The 16,298-nt window shown below is 61.6% G+C and carries 16 protein-coding genes; 7 read left to right on the plus strand and 9 right to left on the minus strand.

The features are described from left to right. Positions 1 to 4: 4 nt before the first annotated feature. Positions 5 to 1,450: an NAD(P)-dependent oxidoreductase gene (locus AC0L7I_RS03375; RefSeq protein WP_473398125.1), complete on the minus strand. Its 1,446-nt coding sequence runs from the start codon at positions 1,448 to 1,450 to the stop codon at positions 5 to 7. A 252-nt stretch (positions 1,451 to 1,702) separates the two neighbouring features. Here AC0L7I_RS03375 and AC0L7I_RS03380 point away from each other — a divergent pair, with 252 nt between their 5' ends. Next, positions 1,703 to 2,551, plus strand: a complete 849-nt coding sequence (locus tag AC0L7I_RS03380; RefSeq protein ID WP_473398126.1) for an undecaprenyl-diphosphate phosphatase — start codon at positions 1,703 to 1,705, stop codon at positions 2,549 to 2,551. Between the two features lie 218 nt (positions 2,552 to 2,769). Here the strand turns inward: AC0L7I_RS03380 and AC0L7I_RS03385 are convergent, their stop codons facing one another. Next, positions 2,770 to 3,873, minus strand: a complete 1,104-nt coding sequence (locus AC0L7I_RS03385) for a complex I NDUFA9 subunit family protein (RefSeq protein WP_473398127.1) — start codon at positions 3,871 to 3,873, stop codon at positions 2,770 to 2,772. 154 nt (positions 3,874 to 4,027) lie between these two features. Here AC0L7I_RS03385 and AC0L7I_RS03390 point away from each other — a divergent pair, with 154 nt between their 5' ends. Together AC0L7I_RS03390 and AC0L7I_RS03395 are read left to right on the plus strand one after the other, a co-directional pair. Beyond that, on the plus strand, positions 4,028 to 5,116 hold the full coding sequence (locus AC0L7I_RS03390) for an MBL fold metallo-hydrolase (RefSeq protein WP_473398128.1): 1,089 nt from the start codon (positions 4,028 to 4,030) through the stop codon (positions 5,114 to 5,116). Beyond that, positions 5,113 to 5,730 (plus strand): TetR/AcrR family transcriptional regulator, encoded by a 618-nt coding sequence (locus tag AC0L7I_RS03395; protein WP_473398129.1) that lies wholly within the window; start codon positions 5,113 to 5,115, stop codon positions 5,728 to 5,730. The genes AC0L7I_RS03390 and AC0L7I_RS03395 overlap by 4 nt, the downstream gene beginning before the upstream one ends. Before the next feature lie 16 nt (positions 5,731 to 5,746). Here the strand turns inward: AC0L7I_RS03395 and AC0L7I_RS03400 are convergent, their stop codons facing one another. Beyond that, positions 5,747 to 6,781 carry a glutathione S-transferase family protein gene (locus tag AC0L7I_RS03400; protein WP_473398130.1) on the minus strand — a complete coding sequence of 345 codons (1,035 nt, stop codon included), beginning with the start codon at positions 6,779 to 6,781 and terminating at the stop codon, positions 5,747 to 5,749. A gap of 169 nt (positions 6,782 to 6,950) precedes the next feature. On the opposite strand from AC0L7I_RS03400, the gene AC0L7I_RS03405 reads away from it, so the two are divergent. After that, positions 6,951 to 7,328 carry a DUF4345 family protein gene (locus tag AC0L7I_RS03405; protein WP_473398131.1) on the plus strand — a complete coding sequence of 126 codons (378 nt, stop codon included), beginning with the start codon at positions 6,951 to 6,953 and terminating at the stop codon, positions 7,326 to 7,328. A gap of 74 nt (positions 7,329 to 7,402) precedes the next feature. Here AC0L7I_RS03405 and AC0L7I_RS03410 read toward each other — a convergent pair whose 3' ends face one another. From AC0L7I_RS03410 to AC0L7I_RS03420, 3 genes are all read right to left on the minus strand, one after another. Continuing rightward, positions 7,403 to 8,890 carry a hypothetical protein gene (locus tag AC0L7I_RS03410; protein ID WP_473398132.1) on the minus strand — a complete coding sequence of 496 codons (1,488 nt, stop codon included), beginning with the start codon at positions 8,888 to 8,890 and terminating at the stop codon, positions 7,403 to 7,405. 114 nt (positions 8,891 to 9,004) lie between these two features. Beyond that, on the minus strand, positions 9,005 to 10,492 hold the full coding sequence (locus AC0L7I_RS03415) for a glycerol-3-phosphate dehydrogenase (RefSeq protein WP_473398133.1): 1,488 nt from the start codon (positions 10,490 to 10,492) through the stop codon (positions 9,005 to 9,007). A gap of 8 nt (positions 10,493 to 10,500) precedes the next feature. Then, positions 10,501 to 11,124, minus strand: coding sequence for a DnaJ domain-containing protein (locus AC0L7I_RS03420; protein ID WP_473398134.1), 624 nt, complete (start codon positions 11,122 to 11,124; stop codon positions 10,501 to 10,503). Positions 11,125 to 11,143: 19 nt separating this feature from the next. On the opposite strand from AC0L7I_RS03420, the gene AC0L7I_RS03425 reads away from it, so the two are divergent. After that, a complete protein-coding gene (locus AC0L7I_RS03425) occupies positions 11,144 to 11,428 on the plus strand; it encodes a BolA family protein (RefSeq protein ID WP_473398135.1) in 285 nt (94 codons plus the stop codon). 57 nt (positions 11,429 to 11,485) lie between these two features. Here AC0L7I_RS03425 and AC0L7I_RS03430 read toward each other — a convergent pair whose 3' ends face one another. Genes AC0L7I_RS03430 through AC0L7I_RS03440 form a run of 3 tightly spaced genes read right to left on the minus strand, consistent with a single transcriptional unit; the run spans position 11,486 to position 14,473 of the window. Continuing rightward, complete coding sequence (locus tag AC0L7I_RS03430; RefSeq protein ID WP_473398136.1) at positions 11,486 to 12,748, minus strand: HlyC/CorC family transporter; 1,263 nt, start codon at positions 12,746 to 12,748, stop codon at positions 11,486 to 11,488. Positions 12,749 to 12,773: 25 nt separating this feature from the next. Further along, entirely contained in the window at positions 12,774 to 13,904 is a 1,131-nt protein-coding gene (gene aroB, locus AC0L7I_RS03435) for a 3-dehydroquinate synthase (RefSeq protein ID WP_473398137.1), read from the minus strand. Next, positions 13,901 to 14,473 (minus strand): shikimate kinase, encoded by a 573-nt coding sequence (locus AC0L7I_RS03440; protein ID WP_473398138.1) that lies wholly within the window; start codon positions 14,471 to 14,473, stop codon positions 13,901 to 13,903. Before AC0L7I_RS03440 ends, aroB begins: the two co-directional genes overlap by 4 nt. Positions 14,474 to 14,581: 108 nt before the next feature. Here AC0L7I_RS03440 and AC0L7I_RS03445 point away from each other — a divergent pair, with 108 nt between their 5' ends. Beyond that, complete coding sequence (locus AC0L7I_RS03445) at positions 14,582 to 14,716, plus strand: hypothetical protein (RefSeq protein WP_473398139.1); 135 nt, start codon at positions 14,582 to 14,584, stop codon at positions 14,714 to 14,716. Then, the gene (locus tag AC0L7I_RS03450; protein ID WP_473398140.1) at positions 14,706 to 16,298 is read left to right on the plus strand and encodes a hypothetical protein; all 1,593 of its coding nucleotides are present in this window, start codon (positions 14,706 to 14,708) and stop codon (positions 16,296 to 16,298) included. The genes AC0L7I_RS03445 and AC0L7I_RS03450 overlap by 11 nt, the downstream gene beginning before the upstream one ends.

The following is a 16,298-nucleotide window of genomic DNA, read 5'->3' on the forward strand; positions in this document are numbered from 1 at the left end:
GATCTTACTCCGCCGCCACTTTCGAGGCTTTTTCAGCCGATTTCATTGCCCGGTGCATCGCCTCGGCCGCGTCTCGGCCGTCCTTGATCGCCCATACGACCAGCGAGGCGCCGCGAACGATGTCGCCAGCGGCATAGACGCCGGACAGGCTCGTTTCCATTGTTGCGTAATCCACGCGCACCGCGCCCCACCGGTTCACGGTCAGTGCCGGTTCGCCGAACAGTTCCGGCAGGTCTTCTGGATCGAACCCGAGCGCCTTGATCACCATGTCGGCTTTCACGTCCATCGTGTCGCCAGTCTTGACCGGGCTCTGGCGACCGGACGCATCCGGCTCGCCCAGTTTCATCTTCGCCGCGCGCACGGCCTTGGCCTTGCCTGCCTTGGTGTCGAGGATCGCCTCAGGGGACGCCAGCCATTCGAATACGACGCCTTCTTCCTCTGCATTGGCCACTTCGCGCTGGCTTCCGGGCATGTTCGCGCGGTCGCGGCGATAGAGGCAGGTCACGGACTTGGCGCCCTGGCGCACAGCCGTTCGCACGCAGTCCATGGCCGTATCACCGCCGCCGATGACAACCACTCGCTTGCCCTCCGCGTTCAGCGTGCCGTCGTCGAATTCGGGCACGGCATCGCCAAAGCTCTTGCGGTTGGAGGCCGTCAGATAGTCGAGCGCCGCGAGGACGCCTTCTGAACCTACGCCCGGGCATTTCAGGTCCTTCGCCTGGTAAACGCCGGTCGCGATGAGAACCGTGTCATGCGCCTTGCGCAAGTCCTGCAGCGAGATATCCGGGCCGACCCGTGTGTTGAACTTGAAAGTCACACCGCTGTCTTCGAGATGCTTGATGCGCCGCGCGACAACCGGCTTTTCCAGCTTGAACCCGGGAATACCGTAGACGAGCAGGCCGCCGCCGCGGTCATAGGCGTCATAGACCGTCACCTGATAGCCCTTGCGGCGCAGCTGCTCAGCCGCAGCAAGCCCGCCCGGACCGGCGCCGATGATGCCCGCCGACTGGGAGCGTTCGCGCGGCGGCGAGATCGGTTTTACCCAACCCTTTTCCCAGGCCGTGTCGGTAATGAACTTCTCGACCGAGCCAATCGTCACGGTGCCGTGTCCCGACTGCTCGATCGTGCAGATGCCCTCGCACAGCCGGTCCTGCGGACAGATGCGGCCGCAGATTTCGGGCATGTTGTTTGTGGCTGTTGAGACCTGCCAGGCTTCTTCCAGCCGGCCTTCGGCAGCCAGTTTCAGCCAGTCGGGAATATTGTTCGAGAGCGGGCAGCCCTGCTGGCAGAATGGCACACCGCATTGCGAGCAGCGCGCCGCCTGCGCACCGGCCGCCTTGAGGCTGAACTCGGCGTAGATTTCGTCGAAGTCGTGCGCGCGCTCGTCCGCGGCGCGCTTGGCCGGCATGGACCGTTGCACATGCGTAAATTGCAGCATCTTCTCAGCCATTCAGACCTCCACTCGATTGACCCGCCATCTACAATGACAAGGCACGAGACGACAAGCATCAATTCCCTTATGTATATCATAATGATATTTGCAAAAGGAGAAATGCGATGTTTCGGTTTCCAGCTTCTGCGAACTTAATTTTTTTTGTATCATTTCGATATATATGGATATGGGTGCTCAATCGACCAAACTGGGCTAGGTGAAGAGCCTCCCGCGGCGCGTCATACTGCCGTAATCCGAGAAGAGGCCGCCATGTCCCTGCTCCAGCTCATCATCATAGCAACTCTTCAGGGGTTTACCGAATGGTTGCCGATTTCCTCCTCAGCCCATGTCCTTCTGGCGTCCGACTATTTCGGTCTGGTCGGGCGGGATGAGCTGCTCATCAACGCCGTGTCAAATCTCGGCACGCTGGCGGCCATGCTGCTCTATTTCCGCAAGGACGTCGCAAGCGCGGTGCTGGGCGGGTTCGAACTGGTGGCCGCTCCCGTCACCAAGAAGCCGCTCTCACCCGGCGCACGTCTGGCGCTTTGCATTCTCGTCGCCACGCCGATCGCGCTCGTCGTCGCCGCTCTTTACGAAAATTTCCTGCCCCAGGACATGCAGCACGCTCTGCGCAGTGTGTACACGGTTGCTGGCGCCACCATCGTCTTCGGTGCGCTGCTCTGGTGGGCGGACGTTCGGGGCGGGCGCGACCGAAAGGAGGCGGACATGACGCTGGGGCACGCTTTCTTGATCGGCGCGACACAGGCGATTGCTGCGATCATCCCCGGCACCAGCCGGTCCGGGATCACCATGACGGCCGCTCGCGCACTCGGCTACGAACGTTCGGAAGCGGCCCGGTTTTCTATGCTGATCGGGGCGCCTATCCTGGCCGCAGCCGGTCTCTACGGCGCGCTCGGTCTTATGGATGCCCCCACTGACGGCATCGTCACGCTCCAGGACGGAATGATCGTCGCCGCCGTCGCCTTCATCACCGGTCTTGCATCCATCGCAGCCCTCATGGCGCTCCTGCGGCGCATGAGCTTCCTTCCCTTTGTCCTGTACCGCTTTGCGCTCGGCATTGCACTGATCCTGACAACACCAGCCATCGGCCTTCTCTAGACCCGACGGAACGATCTTGTCCGGCACAAAGCAACACGCGTCGCACGAGGTGTGACCCTCCTGCCGCGTGCTGCCCCTCCCGCATCGTGCGTCCCCGAACGCCTGCGGAGAAGCACATCTCAGCCCTCAATGAGGCGCGCAAGACGGCGCCTATCGGGCATTTTCCGGGCATTTTTGTTCGGGTGGGGTTCAGGTAGGCTGAGCCAGCCGTGCGCCGCTCAGGCGTCAGCCGCCTTGTTGAACTCGCCATAGGGGCGGAACCGCCAGAGATAGGTCGGTGCAATCGACTCGACGGTCTCCAGGCTCGTCAGTCCGAGATCCTTGGCCGTCAGGGCGCCCTCGGCCACGACATTGTCCGACTTCAGCATCACGACCTGATCGCCGGTGACCGGGGGCTGACCCAGCATGCCCCACGAGAAGGGCGGAATGTAGCGCCACACGGCTCCGGCGATATATCCGATAGGACGGGCCAGGAAGAAGGGTAGCGGAATCTTGAAGCGGCGCCGGTCAACTTGTTTCAGGATGAAATCAAGAAGCTCATTAAACGTGTAGGTCCGCGGGCCGCCGAGCTCATACGTCTTGCCAGCTGCAGCTTCGAGATCCACGGCCAGCGCAATCGCTTCTGCTACATCACCGGCGTAGATCGGCTGGAACTTCGTCTTGCCGCCGCCGATAGCAGGCAAGGCCGGCGCGAACCGCGTCATCTGGGCAAACTTGTTGAGGAAACCGTCCTCCGGACCGAACACGACAGACGGGCGCAGGATCGTCGCAGTTGGCACGGCCGCGCGAACGGCCGCCTCAGCTTCAGCCTTCGTCCGGCCATAGTCAGACTGCGACTCTGCGTCCGCGCCAATGGCGGACACCTGAACGAATGTCTTTATGCCCTTTTCGGCTGCGACCTCGGCCAGAAGCGCCGCGCCGTCCCGGTGGGCCGATTCGAAGCTTTGCGGACCACTCTCGAACAGGATGCCGACCAGGTTGACCACCGCAACAGCGCCGTCCAGCGCGCGCTCGATCGAGGCCCGGTTACGAATATTGGCCTGAACGATATCGACCCAGCCGGGGGCGCCTGCCAGGCGCACATCCGCCGCCGTATTCACGTGCCGACAGGCCACACGCACCCGGTAGCCCTTTTCCACGAGCGTGCGCGCTGCATAGCGCCCGATAAAGCCCGAACCGCCGAATATCGTCACCAAGCCCTTGGTCATGTCACGCTTCTCATCTGCCGGCAGCGCCGGAATTAAGGTTGCCGCCTTTGAACATACAGCCTCGCCCATGTCCATGCGGCAAGAGCTGACATCCAGCCCTGCTCCACTATCCATTGCTCCTCCGGAAACATTATGGCACTTACTATGTCATAATACTCCCGGAACCTGATTTCGAGCATGCCGCGGCTTGGTTTCAGGGCCACTTCCGGGACACCCGATGATTTGCGGCAGGCAACGAGCCAACGGAAACACGAGGAGAAGCCTCAAAATGAAATGGATATTGCGAGGCCTGGTCGGCGCAGTCAGCCTCGGCGCCATAGCCCTGATCGGCCTTCAAGTCTTCAAGCCACAGATCGCCGCTTCGGCGCTCAAACGGGCCGTCGCCCAGAATGTCGGCCGCGACGCGAGCCGCGAACTTCCCGACGGACTGCACGTGTTCGTCTGCGGCGCGGGCACGCCCATGCCAGACCCGATGCGAGCGGGCCCCTGCCTCGCCGTGCTGGCGGGAAACCGCGCAATCGTGTTTGACGCGGGCTCCGGCGGTACTCGCAACCTTTCGCGAATGCGCTACCCCATCGACCGTGTCGAGCGCGTATACCTGACCCACCTTCACTCTGATCACATCGACGGCCTTGGCGAATTGCTGATGCAGGTCTGGGTAAATGGCCGTCGCGCGACGCAGCTTCCTGTGTCCGGTCCGCGAGGCGTCGACGAAGTCGTGGCCGGCTTCAATGCCGCCTATCGGATCGACGGCACGTTCAGGACGGCGCATCATGGATCAGACATCGCCAACCCGGCCGGGCGCGGGGGTGTCGCTGAAACGATCACCTTGCCTATCGGGCCCGGCGGAAAGGCCATCATTCTCGAAGAAGACGGCCTCAGGGTTACGGCCTTCTCTGTCAGTCATGCGCCTGTCGAACCCGCGTTCGGCTACCGGGTTGACTACAAGGGGCGTTCCGTCGCCATCAGCGGCGACACGATCTATGATCCCAATCTTGTCGCCGCATCCAAAGACGTCGATCTCATGTTCCATGAAGCGCTTGATCCGGAAATGGTCGGGCTGATGCATGACGCCGCCGCCGCGAAGGGGATGACGCATATTGCCAGGATCCTCGACGACATTCTCACCTATCACGCCCCGCCGGCCGATGCGGCCCGGGCCGCCAGCGAAGCTGGCGCGCGGCAGTTGGTATTCTACCATACGATCCCGCCACTGCCGGCACGCGTACTCAATTCGTACTTTGTTCGCGACGCAAAAAAAGCATTCGACGGAAAAATCATTGTCTCCGAAGACGGCATGGTGTTCAGCCTTCCTGCTGATAGCGACGTGATCAACCAGCATGACGGGTTCAAATGAGCGATTCAAAAGTCACACCATTTCCGGGCCCACCATCCGCTGACGATACAGTCGATGGGCGCAGGCGGCGCAGCGAGCGCAGCCGTGCGCAGATCATCGAAGCCCTCTTCGCCCTGATCCGCGAAGGCGACATGAACCCCAGCGCCGCCCGTGTCGCTGAGCGGGCCGCTGTGGGCCAGCGCACAGTGTTTCGTCTGTTCGAGGATATGGACAGCCTGTTCGGTGAAATGGCCGAGCAAATTCAGTCCGAGATCATGCCCATCGTGCTGGCGCCCTACACCGCCACGGACTGGAAAGACCGGCTTGCCGAACTGGTTCGCCGCCGGGCCGATGTCTATGAGCGAATTTTCCCGATCAGGGTTTCGGCCAATCTCAGGCGGTTCCAATCGCGATTCCTCATGGACGAGTATCGCCGCAATGTGATTCTTGAGCGCGAGAGCCTGAAGGCCGTGCTGCCGACTGACCGCGCATCCGACAAGCGCCTTGTCGCGGCATTGGACGTCGTGACCGGGTTCCAGGCCTGGCGCCGCCTGCGGCAAGACCAGGGCCTTTCTGCCGAAGAAGCCGAAGCTGCCATGAAGTTCATGGTCGAACGTGCAATATCCGATCACTGAAGTTCTGTCGCATGCGTCAGGAGGGCTCGTCGAAAAGCGTTTCGCAACCAGACCCGGAAATCAGCGCATAGACCGATCCTCGTTCGTTGCCCGATAGCGCTCCATATCCCTCACGCAACCATCTCAGGCATTTGGCCTGGTAGGGAAAGCTGGGCTGCGCCCAGGTGCGGCCGTCAATTTCCGTCTCGAAATGTTTCTCTCCCGCCATGATGGCCCCGGCATTGGCAATCAGGAAAGGCGCATAGACGCGGCCGATTTCGGCCAGAAGCGGCGCCAGCGCCGCGCGTGCTTCGTCCGCCTCGAACCAATCCTCTTCCTGCGGATCAAACCCGGACAGGTCTTCCATGAGATCGACCCAGGCCCTTACACGCGGCGAGCGCGCGACTGTGATCGCCGCCGAAGTGGGTTCAACGATGGCCAGCTGGGTGAGTTGGCCATAGATCGCGAAATCCGCCGAAGACGGACGCGCACCCAGCACGAAACCCTTTTTTTGCAACAAGTCATCGAGTATCCCGATCAGGCGGGCATAGGAGGTTTCAATCGTCTCCGCTGTCACGTCATTCGAACCGACGACATAAAGCCGGTCGAACTGGCGCTTCGAGATTGCATCAGACACCTTGCCTGCACTCTCGGCATCAAGCGTGTTCTGCGACCAGTAGATAAGAAGCGGCCCGGCATTGTCATAGTCCGCCTTGTGGGCCCAGCGAAAATGGAACATCGCCTTGGTCAACCATTCGTCCGCGTAATCCTCGATCAGGTCGTTCAGGAAGGACAGGACCGGATCGGAGGGAATAACCGAACGCCCGGTATTTTCGGATTCCAGCCGCCGTATAATCGGTGTCGAATCCGTCACGGCCGTTAAACCGCCCTCATTGTCAGGAAAGTAAAAGGTCGGCAGCAAGGGCACTTTCGGCACAGGATAGCCCGGCTTGGCTGGTCGCCCTGCCGTCCAGCTGATCGCATACGGGATTCGGCGATAGCGCAGTAGCGCGACCATCTTGCGCGTATAAGGCGAGCCCGGAGCGCCCATCAATTCCAGCGGTGCATTCATCAATTCTTGCGACCTCTCCGTTTCAGGTGGACATATTATATTGGCATAATTACTGTCAGTATATCGAATTTTGGGTGAGGGGTCGCACACGGTCTGTACATTTGGACTGAATGCATCCTGAATGCGCGAATGCGGGCCAACCAAACGAGCCCGGCGCTGGGAGGAAAACATGATTTGGATTGCACGGGCAGGCGTCACGCTTGCCGGACTATTTTCGCTGGCAATGGGCCTCCTGTTCTGGGCAGACCCGGTCAAGGCAGGCACCATTCTCGGCCTCACCAGCATCGACGCCCTTGGCGCGAACTCACTGCGCGCCGATCTCGCCGCTTTCTTTCTGGTCAACTTTATCGCCTGCGCGCTCGCACTGTTTCGTGGCAAGGCGCATTGGCTTTACGGGTCGGCGCTGGTCTTCGGCCTCGCGGTCTTTGGCCGCTTCATCGGCATAATCGTTGACGGCCCGCCAGCTGGGATCGCCCAGCCCGTCATTATCGAACTCGTGCTTGTCGGCCTGCTGATCTTCGGCGCGCGTCGCCTCGGCGCCAGATAGCTTGCCCGATCCTGTAAAAAAGCCCCCCGCGAGTGATCGCAGGGGGCCTTTTTTGATAGTGAAGGTACGGCTTTCTAGAAAGCGGCTTGCGCCCCGAACAGGAAGACATCCGTACTTGCGTCGCTGTCCGACCATGTACTGCCATCCGGGAAATTACCCCCGCTCACGAAGTTCAGCGGCGCATAACCATCGACACGAACGTATTCGCTGAACAGATTCACGTTTGCCGTGAGGTATTTCGAATAACCGAGCACCCACTGGTCCTGGCGCTCCCAAGGCGCGCCATCATCGCCGGCAATGAACGTGCTGAATTCCAGCGACAACGCCGAGCCGAAGGCGCCGCCCTCAAGCTCGGGGCCAAACCCGTAACGTCCGCCAACGGCAAAGGACTTCGTCTTTTGGGCCGCAAACTGGCTGAGCGGATTGGTCGGATCCGGCACGGCTGAGCCAGGCCAGACATCGGTTGTCTGAGCATATTCCGCCAGCACCGTGAACGGCCCCTTCTCGACCTTGCCATAAGCAGCCCACTGCGGGTTGTTGTCTGCGCAAGGATTGAAGTGGACGACCGGGTAGTCCTGGCAATAGGCACTCCCGTGCTGGTAGCTCGCACCGAACATCGCGCCGTCGCCTTCCCCGAGGTCGAACGTGTAACTGGCATCAACCGCGAAATTGTTCAATTTCGACGGCACATTGGTACCATCAACCGGCGTGTGCGCCGCGCGGAACTGCGCACCACCCTGGATCGCCATCGCCCGCAGGCTGAGCCCGTCCTTCAGGTAACCAAGCTCGGCGCCATAGGCGAGCCCGGCGAAGGCATGCCAGACCGTTGAATTGGTGAACGGGCTAACCGTGTCGTTCAGGCCAAATGGCGTGTCCATCTTGCCGATCGCCGCATAGACCGGGCTTTTGTCGAGGTTTCCCCACATCAGGTAGGCTTTGCGCACCTGGACCTGGTTACGCGACAGGCCGGTGATCGTGCCCGCACCGAAGCTCTGCTCCGGGCTATACAACATTTCGATATAGGCAGTGATATCGTCGGTCAGCGCCGCTGTGGTCGCCAGCGACGCCGAATGGATCACGGCTTCGGACGAATTGTCGCCGATCTGGTTGTTGAACGTCGGGTGACGCATCAGGTAGCCAAACTTGTCGTCGCGATTGCTCGTCTGATAGTCGGCAAGCACGGTGGCTTGGCCAGACAGGGTGACAACATCCTTCAATGTACCGTCCTGACGGGCCTGAAGCTGCAGGATCCGCTTCTTGTTCACCGACTCGGCGTGATCAAGCACGGCGTAGCCATAGGCTGGCGCAATGCCGACATAGGCTCCCGCCGGCGCCTCAGGCTCGGCGGCACCGGCCTTAGTCGTGGCCACAGGAACGCGTTCGACCCTGGACTCTTCGACCAGTCCTTCGACAACGGCCATGAGCTGCGCATTGGCAGCCTCCAGTTTTTCGATTCGCTCAAGCAGCGCGGCAGTTTCAGCATCGTCTGCATGGGCTGCAGGTGCCAAAATCTGAACAGCCGCCAGCGCAATCGCCGAACAGGCGAACTTCGTAGAACTCATTTTAGATACCCCAGGTTGCGGCACACGCCCCGTGCCAGTCGCTCTAAAATGCGAACAATTTGACCCTGGCTGCAAGCGCTTTCAAAGTTTCCGCCGCGTCAATATGTCAGTGGATCATGCAGATTGCCGGTCAGCAAGCCATTCAGAAAGCCTTGCCTGTTCGGGGGCCGTGAGATGCAGGCGCAGCTTGCTGCGGCGCCAGAGAATATCTTCGGCAGTATGCGCGAACTCGTGCCGCATCAGGTGCGTGACTTCGGCTTCGTAGAGACCGCCCCCGAAGTCGCGGCCCAGTTCGGCCATGCTCTTCGCCGCACCGACAAGTTTATCGACCCGCGTGCCATACGCCCGCGCCAGCCGCCTGAGGAGGCGCTGTTCCATCCAGGAATGGCGCAGCGACAGGCCGCGCAGGAAATCTTCGAAATCAGCCCCCGGGATATCGCCGCCCGGCAGGCTCGCAGATTTCGTCCACGGCTTCGTCATGCCAGGAAACTCCGGTCCAAGTTCCTTGAGTGCATGCTCGGCGAGTTCGCGATAGGTCGTGATCTTGCCGCCGAAGACCGAAAGAACAGGCGCGCCGCCAGTCCGGTCGCAGTTCAGCACATAGTCGCGGGTGACTTTTGAGGCATTCGCCGCATGGTCGTCATAGAGCGGGCGCACACCGGAATAGGTCGCCACGACATCTGCCGGCGTGATCGACCGTTTGTAGTATTCGCTCGCGCCGGCGCAGAGATACTCGATCTCGTCCTGGCTGATCTCGACCTTGTCCTTGTCGGCCTCAAACGGAACGTCCGTGGTGCCGATCAGCGTGAACTCGCCCCGCTCATAAGGAATGGCGAACATGATCCGCCCGTCACCGTTCTGGAAGAAATAGGCATAGTCTCCCTGATGCCATCGCGGCACGATAATATGACTGCCCTTTACGAGGCGCAGGTTCTGCTGCCGCGTGCCCGGCTCGGCCAAACCGAGGATCTCGTCGACCCAACCGCCTGCCGCATTGACCAGCGCGCGCGCCATCACGGTCTTGTCGCCGTCCGGTCCGCGCAGGGTCGCTTCCCAATGACCGGCATGGCGCGCCAGTCCGACACAGGCGGTCTGCGTCAGGATTTCAGCCCCGCGCTCATGCGCGTCGACAGCATTCAGCACGACCAGGCGCGAATCTTCGACCCAGCAGTCAGAATATTCGAACGCCAGCCGGAATTCCTCCTGCAGCGGGTCAAGCCTGCTGGTCTTTTTACGCCGCAACGTCCGGGTCGCGGGCAACATCTTGCGCCCGCCCATATGGTCATACAGGAACAGCCCCAGCCGGATCAGCCAGGCAGGCCGCAAGTCCTTGTCGTAAGGCAATACGAACCGCATCGGCCAGATGATGTGCGGCGCCGCACGCAGCAGGATTTCACGTTCGATCAATGCTTTGCGCACCAGCGCGAAGTCATACATCTCGAGATAGCGAAGGCCGCCATGGATCAGCTTGGTGCTTGCTGAACTCGTATGTGCGGCCAGGTCGTCCTTCTCGCAGAGGAGAACTTTCAGGCCCCGACCGGCCGCATCGCGCGCAATGCCGGCCCCGTTGATGCCGCCGCCAATGACCAGGAGATCGTGCACGCTCCGGCCTAGTCCTTCATCAACCCGCCCGCCTTGAGCAGCTTGCCGGCCCGGATCACCCGTTGCAGCTTGTGCTCTGACGACCGGTCACCCTTGTTGGAATCGGGATGGAAGCGACGGATGTATTCGGCATAACGCGCGCGAATCTCGGCCGGCGTCGACGTTGCTTCGAGGTCGAGCTCGTTCAGCGCCCGCACCTGCAGCGCCGACCGGCGCGCCTTCGCGCCGCCTTCGGCATTGCCCGCATCGTCGACATTGAAAAAGGCCCGGCCCGCCCAGTTTCGCGGATCATGGCTTGTCGACGCCTTCTTGCCTGCCATCGGCCCGGTTCCGAATTTCCAGGTCCGCTTGTGCCCGTAGCGCTCCGACCGCGTGAACGACGCAGCTTCGGCCTGCGACATGCCCTCGAAGAAATTGAAGGCGCGATTGTATTCGGTGATGTGGGCCTGGCAGAAATAAAGCTTGCCCTTGCCGCCGCGCTTGGGCGCCGGGAAAGCGCCTTCGAGTTCACATTCGGGATGCTCGCACACACGCGTCTTGCGCGCACGCGCCTTCGACGTCTCCTCGGCAGGAGGTTTCACCCGAATATCGGTGAACTTGACGCGGTAGCTGAAGGGGTCTGAATCTGACATAGCGGCACATAATATGGAGATGATCGTAAACATGCCACAACCAAGTGACAGAACTTCGCGGATTCGTGATCTTTTGACCGCGGCTTTTGAGCCCGAACACCTCAAGATCACCGATGATAGCGCCCGCCATGCGGGTCATGCGGGTGCTGCACCGGGCGGAGAAACGCATTATAATATAGAGATTACGTCAAATGCCTTCACCGGCCTGTCGCGTGTACAAATCCAGCGCGCCGTCATGCTCGCACTGCAAAAAGAATTCGATACCGGCCTGCATGCGCTCTCGATTCAGGCGAAAATGCCATGATCGGCCGAATATGACCCGTGATGAGACCCGGTCGGGACTACGCCTAAGGAAACGAACTCAGGCGTTTTCGATTTCAGAAATATTCAGGCCCGTCACCTGGTTGCGCTGGCGCCGGAGAATGTTGAACCGATAGCCGTGGAACACGAAACTCTGGCCGGGTTCCGGAATCGTCTGCGCCTCGTGAATGACCAGGCCGGCAACCGTGACGGCCTCGTCATCGGGCAGGTTCCAGCCCGTCGCCCGGTTGAGGTCACGGATCGGCACCCAACCGTCGACATTGACCGTCCCGTCAGCCTGCGGGCGCACGCCCTGAACGGCCACGTCATGTTCGTCATGAATGGAACCGACAATTTCTTCGAGAATGTCTTCCAGCGTGATCAGGCCCTGCAGCTCGCCATATTCGTCCACGACCAGCGCGAAATGGCCGCGCTTGGCGAGGAACAGGTCCAGCTGGTCCTGAACCGGCGTCGTTTCCGGCACGAACCAGGGCTTTCTCAGGATGCTTTCCAGGTCCAGCGAGGCCAGGTCTCCGCCCAGCGGCAGCGCCGCGCGCAACAGGTCCTTGGCGTGCAGGATGCCGACTATCTCTTCCTTCTCGCCGCGATAGAGCGGCAGGCGGGTGTGCGGGCTCGCCAGCGCCTTCATCACGATCTGGCGCGGTTCCAGGTCGGCATTCAGCATCTGGATGTTGCGCCGGTGGATCATCACGTCCTCGACCGTCAAATCCTTCAGGTCGAGCGCGCCGACAAGGCGCAGCCGGTCGGCCGCATCGACGGCGCCCTCAGAGGCATGCAGGTCGATCGCCCCGCGGATTTCTTCTGCGGCCGACAAGACATCCGCTGGCGTTCCCAACCCCAGGATTTTCAGGGTTATGTTCACCACGAACTGGATCAGCTTCACGATCCATGAGGCCGCCAGCACCAGAACGCCAATCGGGCGCGCAACGGTCATCGCCATGGAATCGGTCCGCGTGATGGCATAGGTCTTCGGCAGCACTTCTGAAAAGACCAGCACCAGAACCGTCATCACGCCGGTTGCCAGCACCAGCGCCAGTCCGCCTTGGCCGAACAGCAGCGTGAACAATGACGTCGCCAGAACCGACGCGAGGATATTGACCAGGTTGTTGCCCAGAAGGATCGAGCCAATCAGGCGTTCGCGATCAGAAATCAACCGGTTGACGGCGGCCGCACGCTTGTCGCCCTCCTTCTCCAACTGGTGCATCCGAGCGCGCGAAGCAGCCGTCAGGGCCGTCTCGGAACCGGAAAAGAAGCCCGACATCGCAAGCAGGATTGCGATCGCGATAATGTAACCGACTACCATTGTGTCACGACTTCGGAGGTTTCCCTCACGCCTTTTCCAATTGCCCCGCCAGGAACGCAGCGACCGAATTCAGGTCTGCGTCGGGGTGAATATAGGACTGACCGATACCACGCGCCAGAATTAGCGGCACCTGGCCTCCGCGCGCCTTCTTGTCCTGTTTCATCAGGGCGGCAAGGTTTGTCGCCTCGTATGGACCGCCGGGCACTGCGCCCAGTTCGACCGGAAGCCCCGACGCGGCAACGACACGCGCCACTTTCGCGGCCGCGTCCGGCGACGTAATCCCTTCGGCGGCGCCATAACGGAAGGCGAGAACCATGCCTAGCGCCACAGCCTCGCCGTGCAGTACATCGGGCCGGTATTTGTTGGCCGCCTCGATTGCATGGCCAAACGTATGGCCCAGGTTCAAAAGCGCCCGTACGCCGCCTTCCCTCTCATCCTCGGCGACAATCGCCGCCTTGGCCCGGCACGACGTCGCCACGGCATACTGGATCGCCTCCGGCTTCAAACCGAGCACATCTGCGCCGTTCGCCTCCAGCCAGTCGAAGAATGCCGGATCGTTGATCAGGCCGTATTTCAGCACTTCAGCATAGCCGGCGCGAAGTTCCCTTTCCGGCAGGCTCGCCAGCAGGGCCGTATCGGCAAGGACGAATAGCGGCTGGTAGAAGGCGCCAATCATGTTCTTGCCGCGCGGTGTGTTGACCGCCGTCTTGCCGCCCACGGAACTGTCGACCTGCGACAGCAAGGTCGTCGGCACCTGGACAAAGCCCATGCCACGCTTCATCAGGCTCGCCGACAGCCCGGCAATGTCTCCAATCACGCCGCCGCCAAACGCAACAAGAATATCGCTGCGGTCGGCGCCTGCGCCCAATAGCCAGTCGAGAATTTTTTCGAGATTGGAAAAGGATTTGGATTGCTCGCCTGCCGCCAGTGCCAGCACATCTGTTTCGATACCGCTCGGCTTGAGAGCATCTTCCAGCGCTCGCATGTGATGGCGCGCCACCGTTTCGTCTGTCAGCACGAACACGCGTTTCTGTTTCAGTCGCGGCAACAGGCGCGCACCCAGCTCGGAAAGCGCCCCATTGCCCACAACAATGTCATAGCTCCGCGCGCCGAGACTGACACGAACGATTTCCATAGCGGTTTTGGTATCGCTCATGCCGGTTTCCAAGTCTTCAGGGCCTTGATGATCGCATTCACGGTCGACCCGTGCGGGCCGTCCTTGCTGTGCACGATCAGGTCAGCCTGCGAATAGACCGGTTCGCGTTCGAGCAACAGGTCCTGCAGGACCTGCTTGGCGTCGTCGCGCTTCAGAAGCGGACGTGTGTTCTTCTTCTGCACCCGGCGCCACAGGGTCTCGAGGTCGGCACTCAGCCAGATCGTGACGGCTTTTTCGCGGAGCAGGGCGCGCGTCTCATCATTGAGGTAGGCGCCACCGCCCGTCGCCAGCACATGCGGCGCTTCGCCCAGCAGGCGTTCGAGCACCTTCTGCTCGCCGCGCCGGAAGTCCGCTTCGCCGTGCAATGAAAAGATATCGGCCACGGACAGGCCGGCCGCCTTCTCGATCTCGTGGTCGCTGTCGTAGAATTTGCGTCCCAGTTTCTCTGCCAGGCGCCGCCCGACCGTCGATTTTCCCGCGCCCATCAACCCCACAAGCGCTATAGTCCGGGACGCATAGGCTGGCGCCGGATCGGTCATGTGCAAGGGACTGTCGCTATCTGCGGGCATTGCAGGCTTTCATTCACTATTCTCTCCAATTCCTATAGAGACGGAACTGTGTGAGCAATCGGTCAACGGCCGATGCGGAAATGAATTCGACCCAGGGGTGCTAATCTTATGCGCAAATTTCTCATTATTCTCGGCATTCTGGTCATCCTCGGCCTGATTGGCGCCTGGTGGCTCGGGCAGCAGGCGATCAAGAACAAGCCGGCTGATGGCGAAGTGCGTATGGAGGTAGAGGGTGTCCTCTAGGTCCTGGCCGGCGGTTTTCGCCGCCGCTGCAACCCTTTGCTTCTCCGCGAGCGCCCAGATCGAGGATTCCGGCCTGCAAATGGTCGATCCTTGGGGCATGGGCTTCCTCGAAGTCGGCGAACCGGCCCTGCCGGCGTCCATGTGGCGTGCCTCGAACACCGAAACCCTGTTGCCGATGATGCGCGATGTGCGCACGCAAGGCCTGACGCCGGCTGAGCGCACGCTCATGCGTCGCATGGCCATGTCACCCGCGACCGCGCCGCAAGGTGCCCAATCGCCCGCCCTCCTCGCCGAACGCGCCCGCATCCTGTTCGAACTCGGCGAAGCGCGCCCTGCCGCCAGCCTCATGGCCCGGCTGGAAACGTCGCCGCCCGGTCTCGACAGCGACGAGATTGCCACTGACTTGAACCTCGCCTTCGGTAACGAAGCCATGGCCTGCGCCGAAAATACCGGCGCAGTGCGCGAGGGGGCCTATTGGGCCAAGCTGCGCGCCGTGTGTGCCGCGTTGCGAGACAATACCGCTGGCGCAGAACTCGCCATCGAAATGGCGACCAGTCAGGGCGTGAGCGACAGCTGGCTCACTTCGGCCGTCTTTGCCGCTTCCGGCGACCTGCCGAATCCTCCTGCCGCGAAATATGACAGCGGCATCGCACTTGCCATTTCGGCCAAGGCGGCCCTTGCCCCCTCTGACACACCGCTTTCGCTCACGCGGCCAGACCTTGCGGCCGCCATGGTCGCCCGGCCCGGCCTCCCTGCCGCCAAGCGCGCCGAAGCCGCAGCGATCGCCGCCGAGGCGGGCCTCATCGACATCTCCGCCTGGCGCGCGGTGCTCGACTCATTGTTCGAAGACCCAGATTTCACGCCGGAATCGCAGATCGAGATGGCCATCGCGACCGCTCGAAACGTGGGAATGCCCGAAGACGGTCGCGCCGACGCCATCGCCGCCGCCTTGCAGGCTGCCACCATCAATCCTGCCCGCTTCGTTGCGGTTTCCAGCGTCCTGTCGAAAGAGATCACCAGCCTCAGCCTGACCAGGGATACCGCGAAACACGCACTCCTGTTCGCCCGCGCGAGCCTTGCAGCGAAAGACTTTGAAGGCGCCACGCTCTGGACGCTCGTCCCCACGCTCGACGAAGCACCCGAAACCCGCGCGTTCGATTTCGCCCTGATCGACGGCCTCGCCGTGCTCGCCGGAAGCGGCGACGCCACTGCAACCGGTCACCGGCTCGTCACAAAAGCAACGACCAAGGCGGATCGCAAGGCGGCGGCCCGCCTCTTTGCGCTCTGGACCATGACCGGAATCACACCGCCCCCCTCAGCTCGCGCCCTGATGGCCAGTGACAGTGAAGCGCCGGGCAAGACAAACAAACCGGGCGCCGTGCTCGCCATACTCGCAAATGCGGAAGCGGGCGCCGCCGGCGAGGCGATCCTGGCCACCGTTGCGCTCGTCAATGGTGACGCGTCGAAACTCGACGTGGCCGATCTCGCCCTAGTCGGCCGGGCGCTGAACACGATTGGCGCAGGCGATGCGGCCTCCGAGCTCGCGCTGGAGGCCACCGGCTACTGGCAGGTGGAAAGATAG

The organism is Hyphomonas sp. J20-32, from assembly GCF_055808555.1.

Bases quoted from the DNA above. Each gene is read 5' to 3' on its own strand.
- AC0L7I_RS03375 (WP_473398125.1), bottom strand. From the start codon at position 1,450: ATGGCTGAGAAGATGCTGCAATTTACGCATGTGCAACGGTCCATGCCG.
- AC0L7I_RS03380 (WP_473398126.1), top strand. From the start codon at position 1,703: ATGTCCCTGCTCCAGCTCATCATCATAGCAACTCTTCAGGGGTTTACC.
- AC0L7I_RS03385 (WP_473398127.1), bottom strand. From the start codon at position 3,873: ATGGATAGTGGAGCAGGGCTGGATGTCAGCTCTTGCCGCATGGACATG.
- AC0L7I_RS03390 (WP_473398128.1), top strand. From the start codon at position 4,028: ATGAAATGGATATTGCGAGGCCTGGTCGGCGCAGTCAGCCTCGGCGCC.
- AC0L7I_RS03395 (WP_473398129.1), top strand. From the start codon at position 5,113: ATGAGCGATTCAAAAGTCACACCATTTCCGGGCCCACCATCCGCTGAC.
- AC0L7I_RS03400 (WP_473398130.1), bottom strand. From the start codon at position 6,781: ATGAATGCACCGCTGGAATTGATGGGCGCTCCGGGCTCGCCTTATACG.
- AC0L7I_RS03405 (WP_473398131.1), top strand. From the start codon at position 6,951: ATGATTTGGATTGCACGGGCAGGCGTCACGCTTGCCGGACTATTTTCG.
- AC0L7I_RS03410 (WP_473398132.1), bottom strand. From the start codon at position 8,890: ATGAGTTCTACGAAGTTCGCCTGTTCGGCGATTGCGCTGGCGGCTGTT.
- AC0L7I_RS03420 (WP_473398134.1), bottom strand. From the start codon at position 11,124: ATGTCAGATTCAGACCCCTTCAGCTACCGCGTCAAGTTCACCGATATT.
- AC0L7I_RS03425 (WP_473398135.1), top strand. From the start codon at position 11,144: ATGATCGTAAACATGCCACAACCAAGTGACAGAACTTCGCGGATTCGT.
- AC0L7I_RS03430 (WP_473398136.1), bottom strand. From the start codon at position 12,748: ATGGTAGTCGGTTACATTATCGCGATCGCAATCCTGCTTGCGATGTCG.
- aroB (WP_473398137.1), bottom strand. From the start codon at position 13,904: ATGAGCGATACCAAAACCGCTATGGAAATCGTTCGTGTCAGTCTCGGC.
- AC0L7I_RS03440 (WP_473398138.1), bottom strand. From the start codon at position 14,473: ATGCCCGCAGATAGCGACAGTCCCTTGCACATGACCGATCCGGCGCCA.
- AC0L7I_RS03445 (WP_473398139.1), top strand. From the start codon at position 14,582: ATGCGCAAATTTCTCATTATTCTCGGCATTCTGGTCATCCTCGGCCTG.